The organism is Glutamicibacter sp. 363 (genome assembly GCF_052379505.1).
Lineage (GTDB): Bacteria > Actinomycetota > Actinomycetes > Actinomycetales > Micrococcaceae > Glutamicibacter.
In genome coordinates this window covers 85,307-102,859 of the sequence record NZ_JBQSYR010000016.1, presented here as the reverse complement: position 1 = coordinate 102,859, position 17,553 = coordinate 85,307, and the positions used below count along the sequence as shown (strand labels likewise).

Annotated in this window: 18 protein-coding genes; 17 read left to right on the top strand and 1 reads right to left on the bottom strand. The window is 54.4% G+C overall.

Features of this window, described 5'->3' with window-relative positions; translation table 11 throughout:
• Positions 1 to 285 precede the first annotated feature (285 nt).
• From ACT3UA_RS11580 to ACT3UA_RS11545, 8 genes are all read left to right on the top strand, one after another.
• The gene (locus ACT3UA_RS11580) at positions 286 to 2,079 is read left to right on the top strand and encodes a transglycosylase SLT domain-containing protein (protein ID WP_444616565.1); all 1,794 of its coding nucleotides are present in this window, start codon (positions 286 to 288) and stop codon (positions 2,077 to 2,079) included.
• 206 nt (positions 2,080 to 2,285) lie between these two features.
• Positions 2,286 to 3,260: a hypothetical protein gene (locus ACT3UA_RS11575; protein ID WP_444616563.1), complete on the top strand. Its 975-nt coding sequence runs from the start codon at positions 2,286 to 2,288 to the stop codon at positions 3,258 to 3,260.
• Between the two features lie 25 nt (positions 3,261 to 3,285).
• Positions 3,286 to 4,203: a hypothetical protein gene (locus ACT3UA_RS11570; RefSeq protein WP_443452427.1), complete on the top strand. Its 918-nt coding sequence runs from the start codon at positions 3,286 to 3,288 to the stop codon at positions 4,201 to 4,203.
• A gap of 213 nt (positions 4,204 to 4,416) precedes the next feature.
• Positions 4,417 to 5,550: a hypothetical protein gene (locus ACT3UA_RS11565; protein WP_444616561.1), complete on the top strand. Its 1,134-nt coding sequence runs from the start codon at positions 4,417 to 4,419 to the stop codon at positions 5,548 to 5,550.
• A gap of 18 nt (positions 5,551 to 5,568) precedes the next feature.
• Positions 5,569 to 5,973 (top strand): hypothetical protein, encoded by a 405-nt coding sequence (locus ACT3UA_RS11560; protein ID WP_444616559.1) that lies wholly within the window; start codon positions 5,569 to 5,571, stop codon positions 5,971 to 5,973.
• Between the two features lie 91 nt (positions 5,974 to 6,064).
• Positions 6,065 to 6,451 (top strand): hypothetical protein, encoded by a 387-nt coding sequence (locus tag ACT3UA_RS11555; protein ID WP_444616557.1) that lies wholly within the window; start codon positions 6,065 to 6,067, stop codon positions 6,449 to 6,451.
• 37 nt (positions 6,452 to 6,488) lie between these two features.
• The gene (locus tag ACT3UA_RS11550; protein ID WP_444616555.1) at positions 6,489 to 7,145 is read left to right on the top strand and encodes a hypothetical protein; all 657 of its coding nucleotides are present in this window, start codon (positions 6,489 to 6,491) and stop codon (positions 7,143 to 7,145) included.
• On the top strand, positions 7,135 to 10,518 hold the full coding sequence (locus ACT3UA_RS11545; protein WP_444616553.1) for a hypothetical protein: 3,384 nt from the start codon (positions 7,135 to 7,137) through the stop codon (positions 10,516 to 10,518). Before ACT3UA_RS11550 ends, ACT3UA_RS11545 begins: the two co-directional genes overlap by 11 nt.
• A gap of 135 nt (positions 10,519 to 10,653) precedes the next feature.
• On the opposite strand, the gene ACT3UA_RS11540 is transcribed toward ACT3UA_RS11545, so the two are convergent.
• The gene (locus tag ACT3UA_RS11540; RefSeq protein WP_443452433.1) at positions 10,654 to 11,613 is read right to left on the bottom strand and encodes a hypothetical protein; all 960 of its coding nucleotides are present in this window, start codon (positions 11,611 to 11,613) and stop codon (positions 10,654 to 10,656) included.
• Positions 11,614 to 11,873: 260 nt separating this feature from the next.
• Here ACT3UA_RS11540 and ACT3UA_RS11535 point away from each other — a divergent pair, with 260 nt between their 5' ends.
• The 9 genes from ACT3UA_RS11535 (at position 11,874) to ACT3UA_RS11495 (ending at position 17,447) form a co-directional block, all read left to right on the top strand.
• Positions 11,874 to 12,077, top strand: coding sequence for a hypothetical protein (locus tag ACT3UA_RS11535; protein WP_443452434.1), 204 nt, complete (start codon positions 11,874 to 11,876; stop codon positions 12,075 to 12,077).
• A gap of 88 nt (positions 12,078 to 12,165) precedes the next feature.
• Positions 12,166 to 12,456, top strand: coding sequence for a hypothetical protein (locus tag ACT3UA_RS11530; RefSeq protein ID WP_443452435.1), 291 nt, complete (start codon positions 12,166 to 12,168; stop codon positions 12,454 to 12,456).
• A 215-nt stretch (positions 12,457 to 12,671) separates the two neighbouring features.
• Positions 12,672 to 13,001 (top strand): hypothetical protein, encoded by a 330-nt coding sequence (locus tag ACT3UA_RS11525; protein WP_443452436.1) that lies wholly within the window; start codon positions 12,672 to 12,674, stop codon positions 12,999 to 13,001.
• Entirely contained in the window at positions 12,994 to 13,611 is a 618-nt protein-coding gene (locus ACT3UA_RS11520; protein ID WP_443452437.1) for a hypothetical protein, read from the top strand. Before ACT3UA_RS11525 ends, ACT3UA_RS11520 begins: the two co-directional genes overlap by 8 nt.
• 327 nt (positions 13,612 to 13,938) lie before the next feature.
• A complete protein-coding gene (locus ACT3UA_RS11515) occupies positions 13,939 to 14,388 on the top strand; it encodes a hypothetical protein (protein WP_444616550.1) in 450 nt (149 codons plus the stop codon).
• 196 nt (positions 14,389 to 14,584) lie between these two features.
• Positions 14,585 to 14,791, top strand: a complete 207-nt coding sequence (locus ACT3UA_RS11510; RefSeq protein ID WP_444616548.1) for a hypothetical protein — start codon at positions 14,585 to 14,587, stop codon at positions 14,789 to 14,791.
• Positions 14,792 to 15,011: 220 nt separating this feature from the next.
• Complete coding sequence (locus ACT3UA_RS11505; protein ID WP_443452440.1) at positions 15,012 to 15,299, top strand: hypothetical protein; 288 nt, start codon at positions 15,012 to 15,014, stop codon at positions 15,297 to 15,299.
• A 71-nt stretch (positions 15,300 to 15,370) separates the two neighbouring features.
• Positions 15,371 to 16,033 (top strand): hypothetical protein, encoded by a 663-nt coding sequence (locus tag ACT3UA_RS11500; protein WP_444616546.1) that lies wholly within the window; start codon positions 15,371 to 15,373, stop codon positions 16,031 to 16,033.
• Between the two features lie 331 nt (positions 16,034 to 16,364).
• Entirely contained in the window at positions 16,365 to 17,447 is a 1,083-nt protein-coding gene (locus ACT3UA_RS11495; RefSeq protein WP_444616544.1) for a hypothetical protein, read from the top strand.
• The last annotated feature ends 106 nt before the right edge of the window (positions 17,448 to 17,553 follow it).

The following is a 17,553-nucleotide window of genomic DNA, read 5'->3' as shown; positions in this document are numbered from 1 at the left end:
GCAGAACCAGCCACAAGCACCTCAGCAGGGCGGTCAGTTCCAGCAGAACCAGCCACAGAATCAGGCTCCGCAACAACCAGAACAGGGAAGAACGCCTCAGCCTCAGCAGGGTCAGTCAATGCGTGAACAGCCGATGCTCGACGGCGAAGATTTCTAGACGAAGCTCCTGTTCCAGGCACCCGTCCAACACCATGGACGGGTGCCTGTGATTTTTAAGCACGGGTCACCGTTCGCAGACCGGCATGATGGGTAGCAGAACGTGTGGAGAACGGACATAAGCCTCGAATGGATAACCAAGAAAAGCCTAACGGCCTAAAGCAAATCAGCGATGACAAGAAGAAAGTCGGACTGGAAGCGCTTAAAGGGTTCACTACAGGTGGCGCGACCGGCGCAATTACTGGCGGTGTCAAAGGTGCGCTCAAAACCAAAACAGGAAAGAAGACAATCACTCTGATCATCGGCGTATTGCTCATCGCCGGCATAGTTGTAGGAATGGTCGGATACACGCTTTTTGTCAGCATGATCGGGCAAGAAACCGAAGCTAGCACCTCAAATGCGAGAGCCAGCATGTCCTTAGCCACCATGAACAAAAGCGTTGGCGCGGACAATGGAGACGACGTGAAAACCGTTATGACCGCCTCACAAGAGGTCGAATGGGAACTGACCGTTGCAATCTGGAACCTTCAAAGGCAAGCTAGCGGAGGCGTTGGTGACTATCAGGTCACTAATAAAGCCATTGAAGACAAGAAGATCAGCAAGACCGATGCTGAAAATCTCGAAAGCTCCACCAGGTTCATCTCCCGCGAGCTTGCCCGACACCTACGCGATAACAGCACCAAAGGCGTAGCAACGCTCGATGCTGGTCTGATGGAGAGCGCCAATGCTAAGGGCGAATGGGTGCGCTCCGTTGGCAACGATGACCGAAGTAAAGAGAGTGCCGAGTACGCGAAAAAAGCCATCACTAAATCAGTCAGTGCACTGCCTCTGAGTGGGGTCAAAGACCGCGCTGATGAAATCTACCGCGTGGCCTTAGGGTGGCGCACCGGAGATTCAGGGGCACCCTCGCCGGACAACAACGCGCCAGTCTGTACACCTGGTGATGGAAGCGATGGAACCGTACACATTCCAGAGAAATATCGGAGCCTTGTTGAAGAGGCCTCGAAAATCTCTGGGCTGTCGGTGAACCTGCACGCGAGCCAGATTCAAGCTGAATCGTCGTGGAACCCTAATGCCTCTAGCGGGGTTGCATTCGGGATCGTCCAATTCAAAATGGAAACTTGGGCTGAGTATGGAAACGGCGGAGACATTTGGAATCCAACCGATGCGATTCCAGCACTCGGTAGGTACATGAAGTTCATCAAGGACAAGATGGAGCCATTGGCCAAGGGCGACGAAGAGCTTCTAGCAAGAATGACCCTATTTGGCTACCACAATGGCCCTTATGCGATTTCCAATAATGGTAATGACTTTGAAAAGGCGCTTTCGGTCTCTCCGCGGGGCAAGGCCTACGTTGAAAAGATCATGGCCGGCTCCAAAGGCACCTACACCGCAGATTGCAAGGAAGATGAAGGCGGTGGCTCGCAGGTAGCCGAGGGCACCATCACCGAAACAGCCGGTAAGCTCGCCTGGGATCAATACGTCGAAATGCCCTACACGAGCATGGCTTACGCCTATGGCAAGGACAAAGCACGCCCAGAGTTCGTTGAAGCCGCCAGCAAGCTTTCAAAGGACTGGCACACCGCATACTTCACTGACTGCGGTGTCTTTGTCTCAACAGTCATGCGCACTAGCGGTGCAGACCCAACCTTCCCCAAGCGCAGTACGCCCGTCATGCTGAACTACGTCAGGAACAGCGAGAAGTACGACACTTTCATCCCTAAGAGTGAAGCTGACCTGAAAGCGGGCGACGTTCTTGTGCTCAACGGACACATTTATCTATACACCGGGAAACGAAACGCATCCGATACCGGGCGTGCGCAGGGTGCTTCACTAAGCGCGCGACCACCAGCAGGTCACTACGTGTACCTCTCCGACCGCCGTGGGCAGTACACCGTCGCCCGATTGAAGAACCAGGACTAACCATGAATGTCGCTACAACCGCTCAGAAAAAGCCTTTGGCTCTCAAAATCACTATTGCTGTTCTGATCGCCGTAGGCCTTGTGGGAGCATATTTCCTCACCATCGGAAATCCTCGCGAGCCAGAGGCACCAAGCACTGCCGAACTAACTATTAGTGGCTCTCCGAAGGAATTCAACCTGAAGGTCAACGGCCAGGACTACGGGTTAGTGAAAGACGGCGAGACAGTCACGATTAGCGCCACGGGGTCAGTAGAGCTGGTGGCCTCCCGCGAAGGCTTCGCGGACGTGACAATCCCATGGCAATTGTCATCGGCCAACAAAAACGGTGTACACCTCGCGCTAGAAGCCCAAACCGATGAGGCGAAGGCCATTGTCGCTGAAGAGCAGAACCTCGCAAACGAAGCCGAGGTTGGAGAGGCCTACGTCAAAGACGCCGAAAAGGCCTACAAGGATTACCCAATCCTCTCCGATTTGCCATATCAGGGCAACCGTTTCGAGCTGTACCAAGGGCTAGCGAACAAGCAAGGCTACGAGTTCGGACTTTACCTGCAACTCTTCACCGGCACCGAGGATGAAGGGCGAACCGCTTTCAACGCCTGGATGAAAGACCACGGGTACGACCCAGCGGGCTACAACGTGATTGAAGAAATCAAGTCTGCCAAGCAATCAGCTCAGCTGCCGGAACCGCCGACTAGTGGCGCTCTCGGTGCAATCACCGTAGACAGTATCACTGTGCACGACAATCCTGAGCTGAAAGAACGCACTGCTGATCAGCTAGCGCAGTACTTCGGTCTCTACACAGCCACGTGGGAACCCAAAGAAGACGGCTATATCGAATATTCTGAACAGCGCGCCAAACCACTCATGGCCAAGAATTTAGCCGACACCGTAGAAGAACCCTACAAGCCAACCATCACCTTCAATTGGCAGGTCGCCCAATCAATGAACGGACGCTCCTACCCATGGATTCAAACCTACGAATCCACCACCAAAAAGGGCATCACTAAAGCCAAGATGGAAGTCTGCTGGGCATGGATCGCGGACGAAGAAGACCCAGTATTCGATGCGCCACGCGAACTCGACGTGACGGTGAAGGACGGCAAGGTGCAGGAGTACTACTACACCGACGGCGACCCACTAGTTGACCAGTCCGGTACGATCTGCGACCCGTCGAACCGTTAGACCACAGAGAATTAGAAGGCACCCCATGAATAACAACGTCGATCCGAGCCGACTGCGCAAGCACTACCTGACCGAACCCGGAACCCCGCTGATCATCGCTGAAGACCCGATTGGGCGCATGTATGACTTCACCGTGTTTGCAGACGACACAGGCTTGCCAACCGAGAACATCTCAGCAAGCACCCTCTGCGCCGTACCGCTCCCCATCGTCACCGCCGATATGAACCCAGCCCGCCCCTATGCGCACGTGAACCCGGCAATGATGTGGCACCCGCTCTTCTGGCTTCCATCACGCCTGATCGAACGCGATGTTTACCTGAACGACGATGGTGAAGAAAGGATCGAGGATGACAAGATGTGGTCTTTGCGCCTTTCTCTCGAACTCATCGCAGGAATGGTCTACAGTCCAGAACTCGGCTGGCTCAACATGATGGAACTCATCGGCATCGACGTGAATGACCCCGCCGACGTTGAACGTATCCGGCGCTGGCAGAACGGCGCAGAAGACGATGCTCTGGACAGCATCAACCTAGATGAGCTGATGCGAGACCAGCAGGAACCAAACTGGGCAATGGAAACCACCCAAGCCTTGGTCGATGAGGTAGAGAACGCACAGTTGGCTGTCCATGCGTCGGCGCTGTCCACCTACCTGCAAGCCGGCATGGAAACTAATGACCCGTCAGGCCTGGTGCAACGACTGCTTGAATGTGCCGTGATAATGGATGTTGATTTCACTGAAGTCACAGACGAAATGTTCGAGAATCTGGACACTGAGCACCTGGTGAACACGCTCGATGAACTGTACAACGGTGGAGAGCCAATCGCCTTTGATGCGCTGTTGGAGTATGCGAAGCCAATGCTCGGCATCTTCGATGACATTGCCACCGAATTCGCTGAGTCTGTTGAAGCTGTGCAGGAGGCGTTCACGCCTCAGGCCAGCTAGACAGGTTGGCCGACGGGCACACGCTGGCCGGGCAGGCACTATTCGGTGCCTGCCCGGAGTGGCACCAGGCGAGAAAACAACCCTCGGATGAACGTCGATGCCATTGAAGATCAACACGAAATTCTGGTCTGTATCGCCAACGATCTAAAAAAGTTGCGAATAATTCTTAGAAAAATCACCACCACCCAATTTTTTCGCACACATCTATAAGGTATGAGCGACGTTTCATGGCGATCACGCCAACGCAAAGGACAGTCCAGTGGCGGACAGTTCGCTACTGAGCGCAAAAGAGAATCCAACGTCTCCCTTGTCTCAGCGCAATCAACTGTCACCGAACCGCAAAGCATGTTCGGTGACTTCAGCGAGGCCGAAGTGCTCAACATCGCTGAAAGGTGCGCCGAGAAGTACTCCCGCCAGTACTGGGCCGGCGGTCGCAAGGTAAGCCACAAGGACAAAGAAGACATGGTGCAAGAATCCCTGATTGCTCTCGTCTCCCGAGTTCAAAAGCATGGTCTGCCCGACAACGTGCCCCATTATCTGATGGGAGTCATGGCCTCCAACATGTCCAGGGCAAGCTCGGAAACTTGGCATGCAGGTGACCGTAAGGGCTACCGAGTCCTCAAGGCCTTGCAACAGCAACGCGAAGAACAGATCGGCAGGAAGCTCAAGAGCACAGAGACCGATGCACTGGCCAATGAAATCATCGAGACCTGGCCAAAGTACGCGTACCTGGACGTAACCAACCCACGCGAAGAACAAGCAACTAAACCTGAGGAAAATGCCTCCAACCCTAAAAAGCCACGCCCTGGCTTCCAGCACACGTACCAATACCTCAACGTGAGCTTGAACCTTCCTACTTCCGAAGATGGGCCAGACATGGGAGATCTGATCGCTGACCCGGCGAAAGCCACCTCCCACGTGGCACCTGGTTCCTCACTCGACCGGGTTTTCCGAGAAGTCGAAGACAAAGGCTGGGTGAGCGAAGGGGCAACTGAGAAGGAGGGGCATAAAGTAGGCCGTCTGACCAACGCTAAGAAGGACATATACCTAGCATTAGCTGAGTCATATGACGCACCAATTCCGCGCCTGAATAGTATTAAGGTGTGGGAAGCCAACAAACTGCTGAAGCAAGTCCGTGACAGCGGTTTCGAGGACATAGAGGATAAGACGCTGTTTCGCGCGTTCGGTGATTTGGAGAAGAGCGACCGCATTAGGGTGCGCAAGGTCTTCTACAAGCACCCTAACTACGCGCAGGAGCTTTGGGAGTCGACAATCAAGTACTCAACTGAGCAACAGGCTGAGGACGTGTGGGGTGGATCAGATGAAGCAGACTACGGCTCTTTCTGAACATGGGAAGGGAACTAAATGAGCAAGCAGTACCGGAACCGTGTGCCGAGAGGCCAGAGCACCGGTGGCCAATTCGCCCGTGAACGGCGCAATGAATCGAAGGTATCCCTCACGGGAGCCTCCAACGCGAGAACACCGGACGATCCTGGTGGGTCAGAGAAAGATTTCGGCCCGGACAAGTTTGGTGAGGAAGAAATGAAAGCGGTGATGAGCGACATGGAAAGCACGATTGCTGAGCGCATCAGTGCTGTGCACTCCATGAATAGTGGCGCGCCTGACTTAGCGCTAGCTGATCGAGACCCGCTTATTCGCGCACAAACTATAGGTCTTGTTGGATCCACGCCCGAGCAACAAGAACAAGCCATCCAAGACCCGGAAACTCGGCGCATCTACGAATTCCTCACCCAAAAGAATCATCGCTAAAACCACTGTGCCAGGGTCACCTCCCACAGACCGGCATGATGGGTAACGACCACTCCCATAGTCGACTCACACTTCCATTAGGAGAACCAGCATGAACATCACGGACACCCTGACGGGTTCGATTTTCACGGACACCATCAGTAACTCTCTCGTCATCGGTGCCAACGCCACAAACCTTAAGGGTGGTTGGGATAAGGTCTGGGGTGCTTTCACCTCGGGCTGGGGCGGATTCGCGCTGTTCCTCACCATGATCGGTGTGCTTTTGGCTGTCATTGGCATCGTGACCGCGATTATCAAGGCACGTCGTAACGAAGGTTCTGGTGCAGGCAAGGCTTTCAAGGGCCAGTGGATTATCTTCTTGCTAGCAGGCGTAATGGCCGGCCCACAGCTCATCCTTCCAGTGCTTCTGGGAACCATTGATATTTTGATCAACGTAGGCTTCTCGCTGTGGCAGACCTTCTTCGGGGTCAAGAAGTAAGACAGCAAATCAACCACGAGCGGGAACAGCACTAGCCATGGCAAAAAGCCTTCCGAACATGTTCAATCTGACCGAAATGACTGGCCGGCAATCGGCAGGCGAACGGCAAGTCACCATGATGACTTTTGACATGGCACGACGCACTCAGTTGATCATTATCGGTGCAGGCCTTCCAGGCCTCCTGATCAGCGCACTACTGTTCCCGCTTCTTGGAATCTGGTCGACCCTAGCCTTGCCACTTTTCCTTGGAGCAGGTTTCTATTTCTTCCACCTGAAATCTCAAGACGGTCTGGAACAGCGGAAATACAAGCAGTTTCTCACCAAGTACAAAAGCCGGAACAACAAGTTCATGCGCGGGATGGAAGAGGTAACCATCGGCCAGTTCAAGATGGACTGGATCGTTCGCACCGTTGGTGAAGTACCTTTTGAAATGCTCACCCCGGACATTCAGAAACTCGTTGACCACGACCGCTGGGAACGGGAAGAGCAAGACCGGTATATGCAGAAGGTTCAGGACGAGAACGGTCTCAAGGCAGAGAGACGGGCCAAAGAACAGGTGATAGCTGAACAAGCTCAAGCCAAACTTGACCGGAAATACACGCGCAGAACTAGGACTGGCCTCAGTGCATCCAGCCTGAAAACCAAGTTACGTCGCGCGAAGTCGGAAGATACCGAGGATAACGATGAAGGCTAAACCAATCTGGGCACGGCTCATTACCACTCTTGGAATCCTCGCTCTATTCCTTGGCATTACCGCATCGCCAGCTAATGCGTTCTCATCGGTAGTGAAGACGGCTCCCACTGTTGCACATCCCGCATCTTCAGGTAGCGTCTGCAACACCAGTGGCGAATCCGGTTCTGAAACCTCGAATCTACTGCCAATCAACCGCTGGTCAGACGCATCCAGCGAAATGCTCACTGTTCTGCTTTCGCAAGACCACATCCAGAACATGAGCGACCGCGCGAGTCGAAACACACTAGTCGGCTCGTTCATGTCCTTCGGCAACACGATGTTCAAGAGTGCCACCGAATTCGTGACGTTCTCATCCAATTTCTGCTTCTTAGATAAAGCAGGCGGAGCTATCGACAACATTGTCGGTTCCCTGGGCAAGACCATCTTCAAGTCCGAGGTCATGACCTTTGTTATCCTCGCCCTGTTCGTCTACGTCATCTGGGTCTCACGTCGTACTGGTTCCTTCGACTTCAAGACCTTTGGCACGAAGATCGCAGTCATGTCTCTGGTGCTCTTCATGAGCTTCCAATCCGCGCTGTCTACCGGGGGCGGAGCGGACAAGGGCGGAGATATAGGCAACAAAGATGCGAACTATCAGCCAGCTATCGGCGGTTTCGGTTGGGTAATGGTGACCGCAAACAACACCTTGGGCGCGATCATTTCTTCTCCGGCAGGTCTTTTCGAGAAGGGCATCAACGGCGACAAGAACATCTTCGACAATGATCCAGTAGGCGAGCGGAATACCAATCCATTGTCTTGCAGTATGTACGTCGAGGGCATGCGTGATGAATACGTCAGCACCTACCCGCAGAATGTTTACGGCCTTAATGCCGGTATGCCACTCATGCTGGACTCAATGTGGCAAGAAATGGGTTTGCGCGCATATAGAACAGCTTCTTTCGGCTACAACCTGCCTAACCCTGAAGCCCCTAAGAACGCTTACGATGATCAGGCATGGTGCCGTCTTCTGGAATGGAATTCCGGTATTCCTGGCACAGTCGGCTACGACAAAGCTACCGACGTGAACGGCGATACAAGCGGTATGTCTGGCGACGGTGGACGCGTTCCACGATTGTCAGGCGATTTGGAAAACGGTGTTTCCCAACGCCACGCGCTTCGAGAAGCTGGCCTGGGCGACAACCTGCCGACAGCACCTGGCATTGGCACGGGGCAGGGTGATGGGGTAGTAGGTAAATCACCAGGCGATGAGCTTTGGCCATACACGTGGCAAGGCAATGCTTTTAACCCCGGCTCGGATGTAGAGAAGCAACGATCCCTGATCGCTTGGAGCGCCTGCAACCTTAAAGACGGCGAACGCGCGGGCGAAGGAAATTCGTGGGAGATTCGAGGCGACTTTCAGCAGATATTTCCCCCAGACAAGCGTTACGGAGAAGAGTGCGCCAAGTGGTTCCGTGGGTACGACGATCCAGGGAACTCGCCCTGGGCAGGCGATGGTAGACAGGACGCAAAGAAGTTCGAGTTCCCTACCACCAAGGGCGAAGTGGATGAAAAGGTAGCTAAGGCAGGCGGAAACCCTGCCCTGGCCAAGTACGTCGCCACTATCAATGGCAATGACAACCAGCAGTCCATGGCATCATCTATCGTTTACGTCTTTTCAGCAGGCGTACTCTCCGTCGTGTTCTTCATCTTCGGGGCGATCACCCTCTGCGCAAAGATCTTCTTGGCTCTATTGATCTTCGGACTCTTCGCAGGCCTCCTCATGCTCTGCTTCCCGAAGTCGCTCCCGACCGTCGTCGGCAAGGTCGGTAAAATCGCAGTCTCAGTCATTTTGCTGACTTCGATGGTTGGCTTCCTCTTTTCGCTGATCACCCTTCTAACGCGCATGATGCAAAGCGCAGGCAACATGTTCCTCATGCAAGGTAGCATCATGCACCTGCTCTGGATGGGCTTGTCACCTGTGGTCGCCATTGTGGGGCTTCATTTCGTCTTCAAGGTTGCGAATATCCCGTCTCCCTTCACTTTCAAGGGAATGGCTCAGTGGGCAACCGCTGGCGGTGCAGGTGTCATTGGCGGTGCAGTAGGTTCAGGCCTCACACAAATGCGTCAAAGTGGCCGAAACATGCTCAGCCGAGCAGACCGTCGGAGCATAGGAGCGCGATCACGGAAGACTTCACCAATCCAGCGTCTGAGCAACCGGGCCAGCCAGCACAACGCTCCTGGCCAAGTAGGCGCTGACGGCGTTAACCGGCGCAAGTTCGCCAAGAAGACCGAACCAGCTATGGCGGGCGGACAATCGGGCGCATCGAAAGGCCACGGACCTACCGACAATCCAGGGGCACCAGGCTTGGATGGAGGCTCCACGGCTCAGGAACCTGTAGCGTTCCGTAAGGCTGGACGAGCGGGGGTACCTGGTGGCGAAGTCGAAATTGAGCGTCCAATGGGAAACAGGTTCTCGACCGGCGAGAAGTTTGCACGCAGGGAGACCCGGAACATGCGCCACCAGGATCGTCTTGATCGTGGCCACGCGATTGAACACGCGCTGAACTCCCCTAACCTCCCAAGGAAAGATCGAAGGCTCCTGGAAGAGCAACAGCGGTCTGACCGAAGCGTGGACGACAAGTTCAGGGATGCTAGTGTTCGCGCCTACTCCGGCGCACACCAAGTATTCGGGGCTGTGCGTTCAAAGGAGTCGTGGAAGAACGGTGCGAAGAGTGCTGGGCGCGGTATATGGCAAGGTACTCAGGCCACAGGACGCGGTATCAAACGTGGCGTAACCAGTGAGAAGTTCAAACGCATGGCTCATGATCCTGCCGGCGCTATGGCTAGTGGAACTGTGGCACTGGGCAAGGTCGCAAAAACCACTGCTAAATACGGTGCCCTCGGGGTTGGCCTCACCATGGCCAGCGCTCTTACGGGGGGAGTGGCCGCTCCGATTCTGATAGGCGGTGCTGTAGCTGGCATGAACGCTGGGCGCATTGCTCGCGGTAGTTCCAGAGTGGCCCGTGCAGGAGCGAATGCGGTGAGACAGCGCAAGCAACGTGTTGAGCGTAGACAGGGAGCAGTTAACCGTTCTCTCGCCGGGTTCCGCACCCCGGAGCTATCTCAGGCCAGGGTAGAGGCCAAGCCTCAGTCTGATCCAATACGTCAGGTGAAGAAGCCTCGTGTGATCAGCCCGAAAGCTCAGGAAACGCAGGTACGGAAGCAGAGAACAATCGAAGTACGGAACGCAGACCGAACGCGCCAGCAGGAACAGCGGAACCGCGACCGCTTGATGAGCCAGCGTGCGCGGGAGAAAGAACAGTGGCATCGGACGAACCGACAACCAAGCCAAATCGGTTCCATTAGGGGTGCGCACTGGAAACCTCGCCCATGACCCGCTAATCAAGGAATGAGCTGTGGCCACCATGATAAACGCAGGTGGCCACAGCTCAAGTCGTTGGAGTGAAGAATTGAGGGAGTAAAAACTGTGGCCAGGAACTATTCGGTTCCTGGCCACAGTTTTTACTAATTAAGAATTCTCTGAAGCTGAAGGCACTGGTTGCATCGTGCATCCCGATCCTTCAGGGGCGAACATCATGTACCTCTTGGCTACGCCACCCCGAGCATCTGATTCAGTCTTGAAAGCATCTAAGATCGCTTGACCAGCGCTTCCTGGCTCGCAGGTGAAGTTCGGAAGGCTCGCAATCGGCTCACCGCCACCTTCGCGGTCGTAAACAGCAAATACCTGTTCGAAAGCGTACTCTGCTGGGTCTGACGTATCAGATATAGGGAATTCCATGCCTCCACCGGCAACCGTAACGTAGTCAGTTTTGATGCTTGAATCACCGTAATTGAATGGGCTTATCTCACTTTCCCATTCGCTCGCAGTCTCGCGGAAAGAGGAATCCCTGATGCTCCCTGGGCTTTTCGATACCAAGCATCCGTTTCCATAGGGGATGTTGAACAGCGGATCAATCGTACTGGTCGATGTTGACTGAGTACATGCCTGGTTGACCAGCACGTAAATCTCGTTCTTTGCCTCGAACGCTTCATCTTCGTCTTGGCCGTCTTTGATTTTGTCGACGCGGAATTCTGAGGTGAAGTAGTCGTTTTTGTCGGCTTGTTCCTTGAGGAACTCTTGAGTCTTCTTCTCTACTGCGGACTTTGAAGCTGGCTTGCCGTTGTTTTCCTCTGCCAACCGTTCGACGAAGCCCTTCCTGACCTTCTCAATGATGTATCCACCGTTGGGGAATTCCTGGATGGTCATGGAGGCCCGTCGGGCCGTGCCGTTGGGGGCGTTGTAGGCGAAGGTCTGGTGGAACTTGGTGGATTCCTGGTCTGGAGTGAGTTCTGGGAAGCCAGACAGGTCGACTTTTTCTTCGGTCTGAGGGTTTTCACCGTTGTTTGGTGCGTCATTGCTGGTACAGCTTGTTAGCAGTAGGCCGGCTACGGCCATGATGCTCATCGCCTTGTACGTTTTGTTGCGCATGACTTTGGTTCCTCGAATGGTTCCGGCCAGGTCGTTCCTGGTGGTCTTACCTAAAAAAATACCGTATTTACGGGAAAAATGCTGTATTCCTGCCCATAAATACGGTTAACTCTATGGTTTAACAACTGTGAGCGGTTGTAAGTCCAGCCTAGCAACGGCACCGGGAGCCAACGAAAAACTGTTTCCTGCCAGCACACACTGTCGGCGCACCATTCCTGAGAGGATTGGAACAACCCATCGCACCGACGAAAGGACAACCTATGTCTGATTTGCCCGGCAACCCATACGCAAACATGAAGGACGGCGTTAACGAAACCCGCGCCACCCTTGCCCTGGCATACGAACAGCGTACTGCCAGCCTCATCGCGCTCATGGCTGACGAAGACTACGCCAAGCGCTACGGCGCTCAAGTTTCCAAGGAAATCTCTAAGCGCCTTGGCCTGAGTGGCAACAGCAAAAGCTAAGAACCCAGCTCGAATGCCCCGCTCTCTTACTCCATATGGGGGGGCGGGGCATTCTCCTATCCAATCGATGACGGAAGGACACCACCCGATGAGTTCCCTACCTGGAAACCCGCACTTCTTCGAAGGCCCACAATTCGCCACCCCGGAGACAACCAACGAGAAATTCATCGCTGAAAACGGCCCAACTGACACGACAGCGATCCTTTCTGAGCTAACCCGCAACACGGAGGCCACCCTCGCACTGGCATTCGAACAACGGACAGCAAATATGCTTGCGCTAGTTGCAACCTCCTCCCAACTAACCAAACTAGACGTTGCTGGACAGCAACTTGTGGTGGCTGAAGCCATGCGACGGCTCAGGCTCCCTGCGACGAACTAAGCACTTCTGAATTATCCTGTGGTGTCCTGCCCTAGCCACCTCGGGCAGGACACATCCACACCATCTGACTGGCAGGACGACTGAAATAAGCCAGGGTGGCTTCGAGCAGACCGGCATGATGGGAAGCAAAATGTTCTGAGAGTCCGCGGTGCAAAGTTTCTGTTCCCTCGTGCACACATTGTGCGCACTAAAACTTCTCAGAACGGAAGGACACCATGAACGCCACTAACACTAGCCTCTGCGAGTTGGAGCGCCACACTGAGGCTTATGGCCTCAGTCGCGGATTGATTATCGCGTTGCTCATCTCCATCGCGGGTACGGCCATGATCATCCTGGCCTTGTCGGGAACTCTCTCACTCGCACCGGCGCGATACCTCAAAGGCGGATCTGGCCATTCGCCCGTATGGGAGATTTCAGTCTTGGCCGGTGCATTCGTCGCGCTCCTTGGTTACAGGCCATTTTCCGGCTGGCGCTTGAGCAAGCTCAATGGGGCAATCGAACAAACTCGCACCCAGGAACAAAAGAGCGGCGGCCTTGATGACTGATCAGCTCTTTGAAACGCCTGGTGTGAAGTACACCGAGCGCGACATGCTCAACCTCCTGACCCTCCGGTACAACACCGAACGCCGGGGCACCATCGCTGACCGGTACGTGCGAGCCGAGCACGTCCGAAGCACCCAAAACCTCGGGCGCATAGTCTCCATCGCAGACTTCATTGCCGTGGACAAGTACTCCACCAAGCAGGCCTTGATCGGACACGAAGTGAAAGTATCCCGCGCTGACTGGCTCACCGAACTGAAAGACCCTGCCAAATCCGAACGGATCAAACGGTTCTGCACCTACTGGTTTCTGGTTGTGCCGGATGAGAGCATCGTCAGGCCTGACGAACTGCCTGAAGGCTGGGGATTGATGGCCAAAGCTGGAAACCGGCTACGCATCAAGCACCAGGCACCGAAGCTTGCCCCGGAACCAATGACCCTTGATTTCGTGGCAGGCCTGACCAGTGCCGTCCAACGAACCGCGTTCAGAGAACCCCTGCACAGGTCGGCCAGAACCGTGCAACTGTGGCGGGAGAAAGCTAACGATTCAATCGCTGTGTGCCAATCCTGCGGAGAGCCGGCACCATGCAGATACCACCAGAACGGAGTGAACTAATGGGATACGGACAATACCTCCTGAACGACGGTCGCGAAGCTGGATACACCGTGACAGCAGAGTGCGATAAGCCTGGTTGCTCAGTCGTAATCAACCGTGGACTGGACTACCTCTGCGGAGAGTCACCAAGACTCGATCCAGACACAGAGTACGGATGCGGGCAGTACTTCTGCGCAAAGCACCAGGGAGACTGGCACGGTTGCCCTAACCCGGAGTGCGGGAAGTTCTCGGCCGAGGGGGGTCTGTATTGCCAGCGTCCACGCGACCACGAAGGTGCTCACTTGGACTTAACAGACACCATCGAGTTCGAGAAGACAGAGGATGACGATGAATGAACAAACTGAGCGCTTAGACGGCGAGGCGGACGAGACCATCCTGGGCGTGCTTCGGGAGCATTCCGCTTGCTATGACCAAACCGCCGTCTTCTTGATGTGTACCTGTGGCTGGGGCTATGGAGAGCACCTGGATGAAGAATCTCATCTGTCGCACCTGGCAGGGTTTTTGGAACTTCACGAACAGGAAGCCCGGGCGAGGGAGCTGGAATCCTACGTGCAGGCCATTGAGCACATCGACGATGCGATCCTCCGAGGGGCTGGCAAGGATGATCGTTGGTACGATTTCATCCTCGCGGAGAAGGAATTCCACCGAGTCGGATACGACAAAAAGCAGGACTATGTGACTGCTACCGTGCACTATGCCAAGTACCGGGCACAGCAAATCCGAGACGGCCAACTTCAGTTAGAAGAGGACGAAAGCGGAGATACCGGCACCGGATGAGCTGGAAGAATCGGTGGCGTACTGACGCTAAGTTTTCCAGGGAAGAGGGGTGGTTCCTGAACCAGTTGGTTCGGGGAGCACCCCTCTTCTGTGCAATGTTCCGTTTACAGCCGTGCATGACTGGCTTATACGGCGGTGATTTCAGAGAATTAGGTGAACACCTGGCGCAGAATAGATCCAGGAAGAACTGCCCGTCGTGGAGGCCAAATTGAGTGCACCTAAGAAACCGAGCGCCCGTAAAACGAAAGCAATCAAGGCGAAGAAGCCAATCAAGTGGGATACCTCCTGGGCTGAACAACAGTCGGCCAAGAACAAGGCGATGATCGAATCGGGGGAGTCTTTCGCATCTCAGAAGCGCACAGGGAGGGAGAAATCCCCATCGGCTTACAAAGAAACCCGCTAGTACTCCTTTCCTCTTCTGGCACTCGTTAGAAGCGACCACGACTAACCCCAAGCGCTGATGATCCCCTGCAATGCTCAAACAATTCTTTCCCATCCGGCACACATGGTGAGTGCCCTGGATGTGGCCTCTCTCCATTTCCAGATCCAGTCGCAAGTGATACTGGTAGCACCCAAGGAAAAGATAGATTCATGATCCCCGGAATTCCATCGAGAGGAACCCCATGAGCACTACTAACCATGATTCAAAGGCCACCACGGCAGAAGACACCCGCCTGGTTCAGTACCCGGAGCACGAGAAGTTAGCCAAAATCACCAAGGAATCACAGGCGATAGCTGACTTTCTTGAGGCCACCGAATACCAGCTCGGGCACTACGTGACCTATGAAGGCTTCTCCAATCCACAGTTCGTGCCCCCGTCGGAACCGCTAGAAAAGATTCTCGCGAAGCACTTCGACATTGATCTAGCGAGAATCGAGCAAGAGAAACGGCATATGCTTCAGAACCTCTAAAAATGAGGGAGCAGGCCAGCTCGCAAACATTTAGCGCTCTCTAACCGCATCGGGTAGGGAGCGCTATTCCTATGCCCGCAATTTTTCCTTTCCTGCCGGCACACATAGGTATTGCAAGAGCAAACCTTCCCAGCGAAAGGGGAACAATCAGTATGACTGCCCACCAAGAAACCATGAACGAGATTCTGGACTTACTCGACGAACTGAACGTCGATCAGCTCGCCAACCTTGGACACAAGATCAAGGGCATTGCAGAAAAACGCGGAGCTTTGTTGCCGTGGATTCTATGGGCAAAGGAAGACTTCAATCCTGATGCCTATGAAATCACCGAACAAAAGGCCGAAATGGCGATGGACTACGCATGGAATGCCGTGCTTGCCAATAAGCGCTTCACTGACCTTGCTGAGACAGATCGGGAGCGTGTGAATGAGGCTATCGCTGAGGGCGTGGAAGCTGTCAGCGCCAGCGATTTTGAGCCGGGGCTAACCCGCGCAGAGGCTGACGCGATGGAGCGCCGAGCGCTAACCCAGCTAGAGCCATGGGTGGTCTATGAGGTGCCCGAACGTCGTTCCGAGCCAGAACCGCACTGGCATTCTAACTGGGGTGTCAGCCCGGACGGTGAGGGCATGTACTGGTATGAGTCATTCGCAGAGATGGTGGACAACCACTTCGGTATTGGGCGACTTGTTCCGCGTGTACGCATGGGGTCGAAAAGGCTCGAAATCATTCGGTAGAGTGCGAGAACGACTTCCCTGATGGGGGTGAGCACTTGTCCCACGTGGCCATGACCGAAAAGGACTTTGAGGCTATCCGCTACGGCGAGGACGACGAGAGCTGACCGACCGAAGAGACAATGGCTCGCTAATTCATGGGGATTAGCGAGCCATTGTGCTAATTTAAAAGTGGCTGATAGCCCAGCCCGTCTCCGAGCCACCGGATCACCCGCATTGATCTGCCGGCATTCGAGGACAAGCGCCTCAGGTGACGGCTCGATTATTTCCATGGTTTCCTTTAGCCGTGCGGTTATATGCGGGATGAGCGCGCGTTGAGACTAAGGGGATCATTATGACTTCCACCCGCATCACTAAACTTGCCCGTGAAATTCAACGGCAGACCGGGGTTCCTTATAGCCTCGCCCTGCGTGAGGCCAAACAGTCAGTGGGGCTGAGTCTTCCTCCCACGGATCTGGTTCCTCCTAAGAAACACTCACACAGCTATGCAGTTGCTTATGACTACGAGGAAACGCACGGCGACAATACTTCTCAGGTTTTCTTCGGTGTTCACAAGGACACTGGTGCCCTGGCCAGGGTCGACTTCGACGAAGAAGTTCATCTCTTGATTTCAGGAAGCCCCAATTCTGGCAAAACGACCCTACTGAAGAACCTAGCGTTTTCTGTACTACGCCTCCACCCGTGCTACGAAGCATCAATCATCGCTATCGCAGATTCTCGCGAGTACCTTTTCGCTAACGGTTTCGCCAAAGCTGTCGCACGCACCCTCCAAGAGGCCGTAGCAGTACTCAGGGCTGTTCGGCAATCAGTGATTGACCGTATCGAGATTCAGGAAATGTATGCTGTCTATTCGCCAGAGCTTCCCCCGGAAGAGGCCCTATTCGATGAGGACTTCAATCAGGGTCGTCACGTATTGTTTATTAGCCATCTCTTGGAATTGCTAACCCCAGTAGCTGTTCCGCGAGAAACCCCGTTGTCCGAGTTCAAGAAGCTCCGGGATCAGATCATCCAGGAGAATGCTTGGCGGGCAGAGATGAACGAGTTGTTGAAATACATCATTGTGCACGGAGAGAAGGCCAAGGTCTCCGTCGTCTGCGAAAGTGACCTTTTTAATGAAGACAGCGAGTTTCCCGCTATTCCGGCCCTACTTAGGAAATCTGCGCGCATCCTTCTGGGCGATAGAGTCCACCTAGCCCGCCGAACCCTGCTTCACCATCCTGATAAGACTTCCCTCTTGACCTACCCGATTCCAGCCGGCGTCGGAATCCTCAGTTCCAAAAAGTGGGGAGACAAGGAATTTCTGGGTTGGTTTGATGACCATTTTGAAGCTGACCTCAACCGTGCTGAGATTCTTACCCAATCGGTCGATTTCGGAGATATACGGCCACTCTATGCCTTGGCCGAGTACATGGATTAGGTCTATTGGGTGCCGGGGAATTTGCGCGCCGGCAACCTACCCCACTCAGTTAACGCCACCCAATATCTGATAGATTTGGGTCTAACAGGTGAATGGTCTCGCCTAT

Coding starts and splice junctions, on each gene's coding strand:
- ACT3UA_RS11550 (WP_444616555.1), top strand. CDS start 6,489: ATGGCAAAAAGCCTTCCGAACATGTTCAATCTGACCGAAATGACTGGC.
- ACT3UA_RS11580 (WP_444616565.1), top strand. CDS start 286: ATGGATAACCAAGAAAAGCCTAACGGCCTAAAGCAAATCAGCGATGAC.
- ACT3UA_RS11540 (WP_443452433.1), bottom strand. CDS start 11,613: ATGCGCAACAAAACGTACAAGGCGATGAGCATCATGGCCGTAGCCGGC.
- ACT3UA_RS11530 (WP_443452435.1), top strand. CDS start 12,166: ATGAGTTCCCTACCTGGAAACCCGCACTTCTTCGAAGGCCCACAATTC.
- ACT3UA_RS11565 (WP_444616561.1), top strand. CDS start 4,417: ATGAGCGACGTTTCATGGCGATCACGCCAACGCAAAGGACAGTCCAGT.
- ACT3UA_RS11525 (WP_443452436.1), top strand. CDS start 12,672: ATGAACGCCACTAACACTAGCCTCTGCGAGTTGGAGCGCCACACTGAG.
- ACT3UA_RS11560 (WP_444616559.1), top strand. CDS start 5,569: ATGAGCAAGCAGTACCGGAACCGTGTGCCGAGAGGCCAGAGCACCGGT.
- ACT3UA_RS11535 (WP_443452434.1), top strand. CDS start 11,874: ATGTCTGATTTGCCCGGCAACCCATACGCAAACATGAAGGACGGCGTT.
- ACT3UA_RS11505 (WP_443452440.1), top strand. CDS start 15,012: ATGAGCACTACTAACCATGATTCAAAGGCCACCACGGCAGAAGACACC.
- ACT3UA_RS11545 (WP_444616553.1), top strand. CDS start 7,135: ATGAAGGCTAAACCAATCTGGGCACGGCTCATTACCACTCTTGGAATC.
- ACT3UA_RS11570 (WP_443452427.1), top strand. CDS start 3,286: ATGAATAACAACGTCGATCCGAGCCGACTGCGCAAGCACTACCTGACC.
- ACT3UA_RS11500 (WP_444616546.1), top strand. CDS start 15,371: ATGCCCGCAATTTTTCCTTTCCTGCCGGCACACATAGGTATTGCAAGA.
- ACT3UA_RS11555 (WP_444616557.1), top strand. CDS start 6,065: ATGAACATCACGGACACCCTGACGGGTTCGATTTTCACGGACACCATC.
- ACT3UA_RS11495 (WP_444616544.1), top strand. CDS start 16,365: ATGACTTCCACCCGCATCACTAAACTTGCCCGTGAAATTCAACGGCAG.
- ACT3UA_RS11515 (WP_444616550.1), top strand. CDS start 13,939: ATGAATGAACAAACTGAGCGCTTAGACGGCGAGGCGGACGAGACCATC.
- ACT3UA_RS11520 (WP_443452437.1), top strand. CDS start 12,994: ATGACTGATCAGCTCTTTGAAACGCCTGGTGTGAAGTACACCGAGCGC.